Origin of the sequence: Pseudomonas sp. JUb52, assembly GCF_004341115.1 — a bacterium.
Taxonomy (GTDB): domain Bacteria; phylum Pseudomonadota; class Gammaproteobacteria; order Pseudomonadales; family Pseudomonadaceae; genus Chryseomonas; species Chryseomonas oryzihabitans.
Window position 1 is genome coordinate 616,165 of the sequence record NZ_SLYS01000001.1, and the last position, 13,243, is coordinate 629,407.

At 67.0% G+C, this 13,243-nt stretch carries 10 protein-coding genes; 3 read left to right on the forward strand and 7 right to left on the reverse strand.

Annotated features, from left to right (window positions below):
- Window positions 1–651: 651 nt before the first annotated feature.
- A complete protein-coding gene (locus EC839_RS03035) occupies window positions 652–1,968 on the reverse strand; it encodes a DEAD/DEAH box helicase (RefSeq protein ID WP_132832145.1) in 1,317 nt (438 codons plus the stop codon).
- A gap of 138 nt (window positions 1,969–2,106) precedes the next feature.
- Here EC839_RS03035 and EC839_RS03040 point away from each other — a divergent pair, with 138 nt between their 5' ends.
- Window positions 2,107–3,999: an alkaline phosphatase family protein gene (locus EC839_RS03040; RefSeq protein WP_132832146.1), complete on the forward strand. Its 1,893-nt coding sequence runs from the start codon at window positions 2,107–2,109 to the stop codon at window positions 3,997–3,999.
- Window positions 4,000–4,001: 2 nt separating this feature from the next.
- Here the strand turns inward: EC839_RS03040 and EC839_RS03045 are convergent, their stop codons facing one another.
- From EC839_RS03045 to EC839_RS03070, 6 genes are all read right to left on the reverse strand, one after another.
- Window positions 4,002–5,234: a TIGR03862 family flavoprotein gene (locus tag EC839_RS03045; RefSeq protein ID WP_132832147.1), complete on the reverse strand. Its 1,233-nt coding sequence runs from the start codon at window positions 5,232–5,234 to the stop codon at window positions 4,002–4,004.
- 46 nt (window positions 5,235–5,280) lie between these two features.
- Window positions 5,281–6,522 carry a zinc-dependent alcohol dehydrogenase gene (locus EC839_RS03050; protein WP_132832148.1) on the reverse strand — a complete coding sequence of 414 codons (1,242 nt, stop codon included), beginning with the start codon at window positions 6,520–6,522 and terminating at the stop codon, window positions 5,281–5,283.
- A gap of 154 nt (window positions 6,523–6,676) precedes the next feature.
- A complete protein-coding gene (locus EC839_RS03055) occupies window positions 6,677–7,453 on the reverse strand; it encodes an NYN domain-containing protein (RefSeq protein WP_132832149.1) in 777 nt (258 codons plus the stop codon).
- A 12-nt stretch (window positions 7,454–7,465) separates the two neighbouring features.
- A complete protein-coding gene (locus tag EC839_RS03060; protein ID WP_132832150.1) occupies window positions 7,466–8,392 on the reverse strand; it encodes a histone deacetylase in 927 nt (308 codons plus the stop codon).
- Complete coding sequence (locus tag EC839_RS03065) at window positions 8,389–9,021, reverse strand: exopolysaccharide biosynthesis protein (RefSeq protein ID WP_132832151.1); 633 nt, start codon at window positions 9,019–9,021, stop codon at window positions 8,389–8,391. Before EC839_RS03065 ends, EC839_RS03060 begins: the two co-directional genes overlap by 4 nt.
- On the reverse strand, window positions 9,018–10,634 hold the full coding sequence (locus EC839_RS03070; protein WP_132832152.1) for a histidine kinase famiy protein: 1,617 nt from the start codon (window positions 10,632–10,634) through the stop codon (window positions 9,018–9,020). The genes EC839_RS03065 and EC839_RS03070 overlap by 4 nt, the downstream gene beginning before the upstream one ends.
- Before the next feature lie 171 nt (window positions 10,635–10,805).
- Between EC839_RS03070 and tesB the strand changes: the two genes are divergently transcribed.
- On the forward strand, window positions 10,806–11,666 hold the full coding sequence (gene tesB / locus EC839_RS03075) for an acyl-CoA thioesterase II (protein ID WP_132832153.1): 861 nt from the start codon (window positions 10,806–10,808) through the stop codon (window positions 11,664–11,666).
- Between the two features lie 114 nt (window positions 11,667–11,780).
- The gene (locus EC839_RS03080) at window positions 11,781–13,229 is read left to right on the forward strand and encodes an ATPase domain-containing protein (protein WP_132832154.1); all 1,449 of its coding nucleotides are present in this window, start codon (window positions 11,781–11,783) and stop codon (window positions 13,227–13,229) included.
- The last annotated feature ends 14 nt before the right edge of the window (window positions 13,230–13,243 follow it).

The window sequence follows — 13,243 nt, forward strand, 5'->3', positions numbered from 1 at the left end:
GTGGACAACGGCGCAGCCTTGTCCACGCACACGCATGGCGCCCAGAGCAGCTCCTTTCCCGGAAAACGCTGCGCGGTTTTCCATGCTACGGGGTGCGTCGCAGTCGTAGGGTGGACAACGGCGCAGCCTTGTCCACGTAGACCTAAGGCGCCGGGTTCAGGCCTTCCCTGGAAAACGCTGCGCGGTTTTCCGGGCTACGGGGTGCGTCGCAGTCGTAGGGTGGACAACGGCGCAGCCTTGTCCACGCACACGCATGACGCCCAGAGCAGCTCCTTCCCTGGAAAACGCTGCGCGGTTTTCCAGGCTACGGGGTGCGTCGCAGTCATAGGGTGGACAATGGCGCAGCCTTGTTTACGTAGACCTAAGGCGCCGGGGTCAAGCCTTCCCTGGAAAACGCTGCGCGGTTTTCCAGGCTACGGGGTGCGTCGCAGTCGTAGGGTGGATAACGGCGCAGCCTTGTCCACGTAGACCTAAGGCGCCGCCGGGGTCAGGCCTTCCCTGGAAAGCGCTGCGCGGTTTTCCAGGCTACGGAGTGCGTCGCAGTCGTAGGGTGGATGACGGCGCAGCCTTGTCCACGTAGACCTAAGGCGCCGGTGTCAGGCCTTCCCTGGAAAACGCTACGCGGTTTTCCAGGCTACGGGGCTCGCTGCCTTACGGCTTCTTGCGGGCCTTGCCGAAGCCGGGCGCCTTGCGCACCGACTTGACCTTGGGCTTGCCGTCTTCCACCCAGCGGCCCAGGGGCTTGTCGGATACCGGACCGCCCACCTTGGGTTTCTTCGGCTTCTTGGGTTTCTTCATGACCAGGCCGCCGGGGCTGGTCTGGGGCACGCGATGGTCGGGGATGAAGTCCGGCTCGTCGCGGCGCGTGAGGATCTGGCCGATCAGGGTCTCGATGGCCGCCAGTTGCTCCACTTCATCGGCGCACACCAGGGACACCGCCTGGCCCTGGTTGCCGGCGCGCCCGGTCCGGCCGATGCGGTGGACATAGTCCTCGGCGACGATGGGCAGGTCCAGGTTGACCACCAGCGGCAGGTCCTGGATGTCCAGGCCACGGGCGGCCACGTCGGTAGCCACCAGGATGTCGGCCTCGCCGGCCTTGAAGCGGGCGAGGGCACGCAGCCGCGCGGGCTGGGGCTTGTCGCCATGGATGGATTCCGCTGCCAGCCCCTCGGCCTGCAGCGCCTCCACCAGTTGCTCCACACCCTTGCGGGTCTTGGCGAACACCAGCACCTGGCCGTGGCGACCGCTGCGATAGAGGTGCAGGAAGAGTTCGGTCTTGCGCTTCTTGTCGACCGGCACCACCCACTGCTTGACGGTGACGGCGGCGGTGTTGCGCGGACTCACGTCGAGGGTCTGGGGATCGCGCAGCACGGGGGCGGCCAGCTGGCGCACGGCGTCGGAGAAGGTCGCCGAGAACAGCAGGGTCTGGCGCTTGCGCGGCAGCATGACGAACAGCTCGCCCAGTTGCCGGGAAAAGCCCAGGTCGAGCATGCGATCTGCTTCGTCCAGCACCAGCAGTTGCACCTGGTCGAAGCGCACGGCGTTCTGACTGAACAGGTCGAGCAGCCGGCCCGGCGTCGCCACCAGCACGTCCACGCCCTTGCGCAGCTTCATCATCTGCGGATTGATGCTCACGCCACCGTAGGCCACGGCCGTGCGCAGGGGCAGGTGCTGGGCATAGTCGCGCAGACTGGCATGGACTTGCTCGGCCAGCTCGCGGGTGGGGGTGAGGATCAGGGCGCGGATATGGTTGGGCGCCACGGCCGGGCCTTCCTGCACCAGTCGCTGCAAGAGCGGCAGCCCGAAGGCGCCGGTCTTGCCGGTGCCGGTCTGGGCGGCGGCCAGCAGGTCGCGACCGGCCAGCACCACCGGGATGGCCTGGCGCTGGATGGGGGTAGGGGAGCTGTGCTCCAGGGCGCTGAGCGCCTGCAACAGCGGATCTATGAGGCCGAGGTCGGCAAAGGTCATGACGGGCCCGGAAGGCGAAGAAAAGGGAGCGAATTCTAGGCCGACTGTGACGCGTGCTCAAACTTTGTAGCCAGGCGGCGGCTGCAGGCGGAATCGCGGCGCGGCATAGTGGTCAGTTCCGTGGCTACAGGAGACCCCATGAGCGCTACCCCTACCTTGCCCCCGGTGTTGGCCGGCCCGCTGCTGCGGCGCACCGAGGCCTCCCGGTTGCTGCTCTGGCTGGTGACCACTATCGCCGAAGCGCCTGTCCCGCGGCTGTGGCAAGAGGACACCGAGCTCGAGGTCACCAACGAGATCCGCTGCCTGCGTTTGGGCGAGCACGCCTATCTGCAGCTGATCGAAGTCCGGCCAGCGACCGAGTTGCCGGTAGACGCCTTCATCCAATACGACGTCCAGCTGGCTGCAGGCGGTATCCGCGACTGGGCGCCGCACCTGCTATCCGCCGCGGGCGAACTGCCGCGCTTCGTCTTGCGCGCGCGTTTCGATCATCTGCTGCATGGCTCCTGCCGCAAGCCCCACCATGCCTCGGCCGATGGCCTGATTGCGGTGGATCGCCTGCTGCAGGGCTGCACGACGCCCCAGGAGCGGCCCGCGGCCTTGCTGCTCACGGGCGATCAGGTCTATGCCGATGACGTCGCCGGGCCGATGCTGCTGGCGGTGCAGGCGCTGATCCGCCGCCTCGGACTCTATGGCGAAGACCTCGAAGGGGCGGTGGTGGCGGACAGCGAGGCGCTGATGGCCCATGCCGCCAACCTCTATCACCGCGAGGACCTGCTGCCGGCCTTCAAGTCCAACCGGGCGCTGCGCGAGAAATTCTTCGGCGGGGTGGAGAAACCCATCTTCACCTCCACCAATGCCCACAACCACCTGGTGACCCTGGGCGAGGTGCTGGCGCTCTATCTGCTCTGCTGGTCGCCGACGCCCTGGACGCTGATCGAGGTCGTGCCACCGGCGCTCGATGCCAAGGACGGTGAGCGCTACGCCGCCGAGTCGCGCTGCATCGAGGGCTTCGTCGCGACCCTGCCCCAGGCGGCGCGGGCCCTGGCCGGGGTGCCGACGCTGATGATCTTCGACGACCACGACGTCACCGACGACTGGAATCTCTCCGCACGCTGGGAGGAGACCGCCTACGGCCATCCCTTTTCCCAGCGCATCCTTGGCAATGCGCTGCTGGCCTATCTGCTCTGCCAGGCCTGGGGCAACGCCCCCGAAGCCGTGGCCGAACCCCTGACGGCCACGGCTCGGCTGCTGGACACGGCGGGGGACGACGGCAAGCTGGAATGTGCGACGCAGAACGCCTGCATCGACGACCTGCTGCGCTTCCAGGGCTGGCACTACGTGCTCAAGACCAGCCCGCCGCTGATCGTGCTGGACACCCGGACCCGTCGCTGGCGCAGCGAGCGGCGCCTGGAGCACCCCTCGGGGCTGATGGACTGGGAGGCCCTCTGCGAATTGCAGCAGGACCTGCTGGACCATCCCTCGGCGGTGATCGTCTCGGCCGCGCCCATGTTCGGCGTGAAGCTGATCGAGGCGGTGCAGCGCATCTTCACCTGGTTCGGCCAGCCGCTGATGGTGGATGCGGAAAACTGGATGGCCCACCCCGGGGCGGCCAAGACCATGCTCAACATCTTTCGCCACCGCCGCACCCCGGGCAACTACGTGGTGCTCTCCGGCGACGTGCACTATTCCTTCGTCTACGACATCCGCATCCGGGACCGACGCGGTGAGCCGCGGCTCTGGCAGATCACCAGCAGCGGCATCAAGAACGAATTTCCGCCGCGCCTGCTGGCCACCCTGGACCGGCTCAATCGCTGGCTCTATGCGCCCTGGTCACCGCTCAACGGCTTCACCAAGCGCCGCCGCTGGGAGCTGCAGCCGCGCCTGCCGGATCGCCGCGAGGCCGGCGAGCGACTGTGGAACGGTGCCGGCATCGGCCAGGTGCTGCTGGACACGGAAGGGCGCCCGGCGGTGATCCGTCAGCACAATGCCGATGGCTCGCCGGCCACCGAGTTCGTCGAGCGCTCCACCTGACGCTAGCGGTCAGCCAGCCAGCGCAGCACCCCCTGGCCCGCCGCGCGGCCGCTGGCGAAGCAGGCCGTGAGCAGATAGCCGCCGGTGGGCGCCTCCCAGTCGAGCATCTCGCCGGCACAGAAGACGCCCGGCAATTGCCGCAGCATCAGGCCGTCGTCCAGCGCTTCCAGGGGTACGCCGCCCGCGCTGCTGATGGCTTCCGCCAGGGGCCGCGGCCTGACTACGGTGAGGGGCACGGCCTTGCAGGCCTGAGCCAGCCGGCCCATGTCCTGGAAGGTCTCCGGCGGGGCCAGCTCGCGGAGCAGGGCGGCCCGGGCGCCGTCGATCCCGGCATGGCGCCGCAGATGGTTGGCCAGGGACTGGCTACCGCGGGGCTTGGCCAGGGCCCGGCCGAGTTCGGCCAGGTCACGCTGCGGCGCCAGATCCAGGGTCAGGGTCGCCTGGCCATCCCGTTCGATGGCCGTGCGGATCTCGGCGGACAGCGCATAGACCAGGCTGCCCTCGATCCCGGTGTCGGTCAGCACGAATTCGCCCTGGCGTGGCGGCTGACCCGGCAGGGCCAGGGCGGCGGGCTTGATCGGCGCGCCGGCGTGGCGGGTCTTGAGGAAGTCACTCCAGCCGGCCACCTCGAAACCGCAATTGGCCGGTTGCAGCGGGCGCAGCCTGACCCCTTGCGCGGCGAGCAGCGCCTGCCAGGCACCATCCGAGCCCAGCCGCGGCCAGCTGCCACCGCCCAGCGCCAGAACAGCGGCTTGGGGCTGCAGCAAACGCTCGCCCTCCGGGGTGGCCAGGCGCAACCGGCCCTCGGCGTCCCAGCCCAGCCAGCGACTGCGGGTGTGGATGCGCACGCCCTGGTCGCGCAGCCGATGCAGCCAGGCACGCAACAGAGGCGCGGCCTTCATGTCGGCGGGAAACACCCGTCCCGAGGTGCCGACGAAGGTCTCGATGCCCAGCTCATGGATCCAGGCGCGCAGGGCATCGTTGTCGAAGGCGTCGAGCCAGGGGCTGACGTCGCTTTCGCGCTCGCGATAGCGCTGCCGGAAGGTGGCCTGCTCCTCGGCATGGGTGATGTTCATGCCGCCCACGCCGGCCAGCAGGAATTTTCGGCCCACGGAAGGCATGGCGTCGAAGAGATCCACAGGAACGCCCGCGGCGGCCAGGGTCTCGGCCGCCATCAACCCGGCAGGGCCACCCCCGATGATGGCGACGACGGGAGTGGAGGAGGAGAGGGACATGGCGGCATCCAGGAGCTACGGAAAACCGCCATTGTACTTGACGTGGCTAGACCACGCCGGCCTGGCCCAGGGGTGCCGCCAGGGGTTCTTCCAGCCGCTCTGGAATCAGCGGCTCGCTGCGCCCGGGCGTCAGGATCACCTTGCGGCAGTCCTCCTGCTTCTTGTCGAAGATCTTGTAGCCCTCGACCGCCTGCTCCAGGGACATCCGGTGGGTGATGATGGCCTCCGGCGCCAGGTCACCGCGCTCGATGTGTTCGAGCAGCTCCGGCAGATAGCGCTGCACGTGGGTCTGGCCCATCTTGAAGGTCAGGCCCTTGTCGAAGGCGTCACCGAACAGGAAGCCGTGGATGAAGCCGGCATAGACGCCCGGTACGCTCACGGTACCGCCACGACGGACCGCGGCGATGCACTGGCGCAGGGCCTTGCCGCTGCTGCCTTCCAGCTTGAGATTGGCGAGGATGGTCTCGGTGGTGCTGCCCTTGGCCTCGAAGCCCACCGCATCCACCACGCCGTCGACGCCACGCTTGCCCGGGGTCTCCTCGATGATGGTGGCGGCCGGGTCGTCGTCTTCATCGAAGTTGATCGGGATGACGCCATAGGTCTGCTGGGCATAGGCCAGCCGATAGGGGTGGTGATCGACCATGAAGATGCGCTCGGCGCCCAGCATCCGCGCACAGGCCGCGGACAGCAGGCCGACCGGGCCGGCGCCATAGATGGCGATGCTCGATCCCTGGCCGATGCCGGTGTTGAGCACGGCCTGCCAGGCGGTGGGCAGGATGTCGGACAGGAACAGCACCTTTTCGTCGGCCAGGGTGCCAGGCACCTTGAAGGGACCGGTGTTGGCCTTGGGCACCCGCACGTATTCGGCCTGGCCGCCCGGTACGCCGCCATAGAGGTGGCTGAAGCCGAACAGCGCCGCACCCGGCGGGATCTGTTTCTTGTTGAGGATGGCGCCGCGGCCGGTATTGGTGGTCTCGCAGGCGGCGTAGAGATCCTGGTTGCAGAAGAAGCAGCTGCCACAGGCAATGACGAAGGGAATCACCACCCGGTCGCCTTTCTGCACGGCGGTGACCGCCGGGCCGGTTTCCTCGACGATGCCCATGAATTCGTGGCCGAAGATATCGCCGTGTTCGACGGTGGGAATCTTGCCGCGGTAGAGGTGCAGGTCCGAACCACAGATGGCCGTGGCCGTCACCCGCAGGACGATGTCGTCGGCATCCTGGATGGTCGGATCGGGGACGGTATCGACGCGGACATCGTGGGCACCGTGGTAGGTCAAGGCTCGCATGGCGGTCTCCGTAGGGCGGTAAGCACCTAGGGTGGAGGCCGCCGCAAGCCGAGCGGTTCCCCGAGGTCGGACCGGTGGTATGGCGATCTGATAGCGACAGTTCGCGACTTTTGGCCGCAATCGCCCGGGCCAGAGCCGGGCAGGCGCAGCGGTGTCAGCGGTTGCGGATATAGACGGCCTTGCCGGCGCTGCCGTCGGCGGGATCGCGTTCCTGGACCTCGAAACGATCGCCATGGGCCTTGACCAGGCCGCTGAATTTGCGATGCCCATAGAGGCGGGCGTCGAAATCGGGACGCACCTTGCCCAGGTTGGCCCCGACCATGCCCAGATTGGCCCAGCCGCCTTCGTCGGAGGCGTCTTCCACCGCCTGCTCGATGAGCTTGAGGAGGGTGCTCAGCTTGGGCTTGCCGCGGTTGGTGGTGGCGGGCTTGTCGCTGGCGCTGGCGGTCTCGCGCGGTTCCTCCCGTGGCTTGGACCTGAGGATCTCGGTGTAGATGAATCTGTCGCAGGCCGAAACGAAGGGGTCCGGCGTCTTCTCTTCGCCGAAGCCGTAGACCGTCAGTCCTTCCTCGCGCAGCCGCGCCGCCAGGCGGGTGAAGTCGCTGTCGCTGGAGACCAGGCAGAAACCGTCGAAGCGGCGGGTGTAGAGCAGGTCCATGGCATCGATGATCAGGGCGCTGTCGGTGGCGTTCTTGCCCTTGGTGTAGCCGAATTGCTGCACCGGCTGGATGGAGTGGTCGAGCAGCACCTTCTTCCAGCTGTTGAGCTGCGGCTGGGTCCAGTCACCGTAGATGCGCTTGACGCTGGCCACGCCGAAGCGGGCGATCTCGGCCATGAGGCCATCGACGATGGCCGCGGGGGCATTGTCGGCGTCGATCAGCACGGCCAGGCGCGCCTGGCTGGATTCGGGTGTCTTGGCGGTCTTGCTCATGAAAACTCCCGTTCAGTTCAGACCCAGCTCCTGCCAGACCTGGGTCGCGGTGTGATGGAGGATGCCGTGGCGGCGGGCGAGGGCCAGGCGATCGGCCGAATAGCCGCCGCCGATGACCCCTACCACCGGTATATCCGCCGCCAGGCAGCGCCGCAAGACCAGGCCGTCGCGGGCGGCGAGGCCGGCGTCGGTCAGGTCCAGATAGCCGAGGGCATCGTCGCGATGGACGTCCACCCCGGCGTCGTAGAGCACCACGTCGGGCTGATGGAGCGGCAGCAGGTAGCCCAGGGCGTCGTCGAGCACCCGCAGGTAGCCGGCGTCGTCCAGCCCGCGCGGCAGGGGGATGTCCCAGTCGCTGTGCGCCTTGCGCGCCGGATAGTTGGTGGCGCAGTGCAGGGAAACGGTGACGGCGTCGCGCACCTCGGCGAGGATGCGTGCGGTGCCGTCGCCCTGGTGGACGTCGCAGTCCAGGATCAGCACCCGTCCGGCGCGCCCGCTTTCCAGCAGCGACAGCGCCAGGATCGCCAGATCGTTGAAGATGCAGAAGCCGGCCGGATAGTCGTGATGCGCATGATGGGTACCCCCGGCGAGGTGACAGGCCAGGCCATGGCGCAGCGCCAGCTCCAGGGTGAGCAGGGAGCCGCCCACGGCGCGGATGGTGCGGCGCACCAGGGCTTCGCTCCAGGGCAGGCCCAGCTGGCGTTGCAGCGGCGGCGGCAGTTCGCCGGCCTTGAACGCCTGGATGTAGTCGGGGGCATGGGCCAGCGCCAGCAGTTCGTCCGGGCAGAGTTCAGGCCGCTGCCAGTTGTCCGCGCCCAGGATGCCGCTGCCACTCAGGTGTTCGTGCAGCAGCCGGAATTTTTCCATTGGAAAGCGATGGCCAGCGGGGAAGGGCGGACTGTAGTCCTCGTGGTAGACCAGGGGCAGGCGTGTGCTCAAAACACCAGGAGCTCCAGGATGAACCAGAGGATACCGGTACAGAAACCCAGCGCCAGGAGAAACAGCAGGCCGTCGCGGGCGATCAGCGATAGGGCGAAGGAAGTCAGCGCCAGCCCCGCCGTGGTGTTGGCGAAGGGCACCAGATCCAGCACCGGCATGGTCGCGGCGATGAGGATGCAGAGCAGGGCGGTGACGAAGTGCGCCGGGCGCGAGGTGAGCACCCGCAGCCGTGACTTGACCACCTTGTCGACCCAGCGCGCCGGCTTCTGCAGCAGCCGCAGCGACTTGCGCAGCTTGCCGCGGGAGACGGAGCGTTGCAGCACCCAGCGCGGCAGCCAGAAGTGGTCGCGTCCCAGCAGCAGCTGACCGCTCACCAGCATCACGAAGACGGCGATGGCGGTGGCGATCCCGGGAATGCCGGTGAGCGGCGAGATGGCCAGCACCCCCGGCAGGAGGATCATGGGGCCGAAGGAGCGACTGCCGATGGCGTCGATCAGGTGCTGCACCGAGACCTGGCTGGGGCTGTTGCCCACCCGCTCCAGGCAGGCCAAAAAGCTCTGGAGGTCCACCGGGCCATCCTGCCCGGTGTCGCAGCTGGCGGGCTCGCGCTCCAGGGCCTTCTCTTTCATGGCTGGGCGCTGTCCAGCATGCGGCGGATCCAGCGGGTCAGGTCCTGGCGGCCATAGGGCTTGTTGAGGATGGGGAAACGCTCGCCGTTGCCTTCCTCCAGTTCCAGGGCGTTGTTGGCGTAGCCGGTGGTGAGCAGGATGCGCAGCTCGGGCTGCCGCCGCTGCGCCTCCTTGGCCAGCTTCACGCCATTCATGCCGCCGGGCATGATCAGGTCGCTGAACAGCAGGTCGATGGCAGGTTCGCGGGCGAGAATGTCCAGCGCCTGCTGGCCATTGTGGGCGACCAGTACCTGATAGCCGGTCTCTTCCAGGATGGCCTGGGCCAGGGCGGCCACGTCCGGGCGATCGTCCACCACCAGGATGGTCTCGGAACCGCCGCCGTCCTCGTGCGGGGTCGGCAGGGGCGCCGGGTGTTCGCGCGCCTCCTCTTCGGAAACCGGGAAGTAGAGACGCACCGAGGTGCCTATGCCGACCTCGGAATAGAGTCTGACCAGGCCGCCCGACTGCTTGAGGAAGCCATAGACCATGGACAGGCCCAGGCCGCTGCCCTGGCCTTCGTCGCGGGTGGTGAAGAAGGGGTCCAGGGCGCGTCCGAGCACGTCGGTCGACATGCCGCAGCCGGTGTCGGTCAGGGCGATGCAGACATAATGCCCCTGGGCCAGGCCGCCATGGGCCAGGTCCTGGCCATTGACCTCGACATTGAGGGTTTCCAGGGTCAGGGTGCCGGTGCCGCGCTCCTGCATGGCCAGGCGGGCGTTGTCGACGATGTTGAGCAGTGCCGTCTCCAGCTGGATCGGATCGAGCCGGCAATTCCACAGCGCCGGTGCCGGGCGGAAGATGAAGCGGAAGGGGCCGCCCAGGGCTTGGGCCAGCCGTCCCTGACGGGCATCGATGAGCTTGTTCAGGTCCACCGCGCGTCCGGTCAGGCGCTGCTTGCGGGCGAAGGCCAGCAGTTGCTGGGTGAGGGTCGCCGCCCGATTTACCGCGTCGCGGGTGTTGTCGACATGGCGCTTGGCCTTGTCCCTGTCCAGTTCCGGGCGGTCCAGATTGATCCTCAGGATATCCAGGTAGCCGACCATCACCTGCAGCAGGTTGTTGAAGTCGTGAGCGATGCCGCCGGTGAGCTGACCCAGGGCTTCCATCTTCTGCGCCTGGCGCAGGGCGTCTTCGGCGTCGCGGCGGCGGGAGACGTCCAGCTGCGAGGCGAAGAAATAGCGCAGCTGGCCCTCGGGATCGAGCACCGGCGAGATGAACAGCGCATTCCAGAAGGTCGAGCCGTCCTTGCGATAATTCAGCAACTCGATGTCGCAGTCGCGCTGCTCGCGGATGGCGTTGCGGATCTCGGCGATGTGCTCCTGGCGGGTGTCGGGTCCCTGCAGGAAGCGGCAGTTGCGCCCCAGCACCTCGTCCAGGGCATAACCGGTGGTACGCAGGAAGGACTCGTTGGCGAAGATGATCGGGTTATCCGGCTGGTGCGGATCCGTCACGATCATCGGCATCCGGGTCTTCTTCACGGCGGCAAAGAAGGTGTCGTCGTGGCCGAGACCCTTGCCCAGCTCCGCGATCTGGGCCGCGGCGGGGTGGGAAGACGAGGCGTTGGCGGTTTCGGTCATGGAGAGGAAGCCTGCGAGCGGACAGCGATACCTTTATTGTGACCCTTTATACGGCCACAAGCTCCACCAGTTATCGTCATACGATGAGCAATGTGTCTGGAAGCACGGCGAACGCACAGGATTTGACCGGTTTTGCGTATGATGATCGCTCTCTGTCAAGGAACCCTACCCATGAGCAAGGTGCTGGACAACCTGGTCGATCTGCTGACCCTCGAATCCCTGGCCCCCGATCTGTATCGCGGCGGCAGCCAGGATCTCGGCTTTCCCCAGCTCTTTGGTGGTCAGGTCCTCGGGCAGGCGCTGTCGGCCGCCAGCCAGACCGTGCCGGTGGAGCGGCGGGTGCACTCCTTGCACGGTTACTTCCTGCGCGCCGGGTCGGCGGTGGAGGCGGTGACCTACCAGGTGGACCGCATTCGCGACGGCGGCAGCTTTTCCACGCGCCGGGTCACCGCCTTCCAGGGCGAGCAGCCGATCTTCTTCTGCAGCGCCTCCTTCCATATCGAGGAGCCGGGTTTCGAGCACCAGACGACCATGCCGGAGGTGCCCGCACCCGAGACCCTGCAATCGGAGATCGCCCACGCCCAGCGCTATGCGGAACTGATTCCGGCGCCGCTGCGCGACAAGCTGCTCGGCCCGCGACCGATCGAGATGCGCCCGGTGGTCTTTACCGACCCCTTCCAGCCGCAGCCCACCGAGCCGGTCCGCCACGTCTGGTTCCGCGCCACTGGCGACCTGCCGAACCAGCCGGCCCTGCATCGCTATCTGCTGGCCTACGCCTCGGACTTCAATCTGCTGCCCAGTTCGCTGCTGCCCCATGGCACCAGCTTCTGGGACCGCTCGCTGCAGATCGCCAGCCTCGACCATGCGGTCTGGTTCCACCGCGATTTCCGCCTGGACGACTGGCTGCTGTACGCCATCGACAGCCCCTGGGCCGGCGGCGCCCGCGGTCTGTGCCGCGGCAGCATCTACAACCGCGCGGGTCAGCTGGTGGCCTCGGTGGCCCAGGAAGGACTGATTCGCAAACGCGGCTGAGACCCGGCCGTCCGGCTGGCTATTTGGTTAGCACCCTTATAGGCTCTTGCCTGCGAAGGACCGGATGCCCGCGGATGGGCGTCCCAGACACATCACCAGTTTGAGGCATCGTTCTTGAATCGACTCGAGCGCGTCGTAACCGGTATCCAGGGGCTGGATGAGATCTTGAAGGGAGGCCTGGTTGCAGGCGCGTCCTATGTCATCCAGGGCCGTCCGGGTTCTGGCAAATCGATCATGGCCAACCAGATCGCCTTCAACCATGTGCGCGGGGGTGGGCGGGTGCTGTTCGCCACCATGCTGTCGGAAACCCACGAGCGGATGTTCCAGTTCTTTTCCACGCTGGATTTCTTCGACCGCTCCTGCATCGGTGACCAGGTCCAGTACCTGAGTGCCTTCGACACCATGGAAGGCGAGGGGCTGGACGAGGTGGTCCGCCTCTTGCGTCGCGAGATCAGCCGGCAGAAGGCCAGTCTGCTGGTGGTCGATGGCCTGCTCAATGCCCGGTCGCGCGCGGAAACGCCCATCGACACCAAGAAATTCATCGCCGAGTTGCAGGGGCACGCGGCCTTTGCCGGTTGCACGGTGATCTTTCTCACCAGCGCGCGCCTCGAGGACGGCAGCCCGGAACACACCATGGTCGATGGCGTGCTGGACCTGCACGAGGAAGAGATCGGCAGTCGCACCATCCGCCGCCTGGCGCTGCGCAAGACCCGTGGCAGCGGCGCGCTGCCGGGCTTTCACGAATTCACCATCTCCGATGCCGGTATCACCGTATTTCCACGCCTGGAGACGCTGTATCGCGATCCGTCGGCCGGCTCGACCTATCGCGTCGGTCACCAGCGCGTACCCAGTGGCATGGCGTCGCTGGACAGGATGATCGAAAACGGCCTGCCGGAAAGCTCGACCACGCTACTGATGGGGCCCTCGGGCGCTGGCAAGACCTCCATCTGCCTGAACTTCCTGGCGGCCTGCACGCCGGAAGCACCCGCCCTGATGTTCGGCTTCTACGAACCGCCGGAGCGCTTGCTGCTCAAGGCGAGTGCCCTGGGCCTCGACCTGGCCAGCCGGGTCGACGCGGGCGCCCTGCATCTGCACTGGCAACCCACTACCGAGATGCGCCTCGACGAGGTCGGTCTCGAACTGTTGGCCATGGTCAGACGGCACGGCATCAAGCGGCTGGTGATCGACAGCCTGGGCGCCATCGCCCGCTTCGCCCTGCCGCAGGGACGGCTCATCGAATACTTCAGCGCGCTACTGAACGAGCTGCGTACCCAGGGCGTCACAGTTCTAGCCACCTGGGAATTGCGCGACGTCTTTGGCGCGGACATCGCCGCGCCGGCGCCCGAACTTTCCAGCATGGTGGACAATCTGATTTTGCTGCGATTCGTCGAGGCCGAGGCCGAGATCAAGCGGGTGCTGTCGATCCTCAAGGTCAGGGACAGCATCTACGATCCAGCCCTGTGCGAACTGATCATCGACGACTCGGGAATCGAACTGAAAAAGGCATTCAAAGACATGGTGAAGGTACTTTCAGGTTCAGCCATGCCCTCCACACAACCATGATCGCGTCGGGTGGG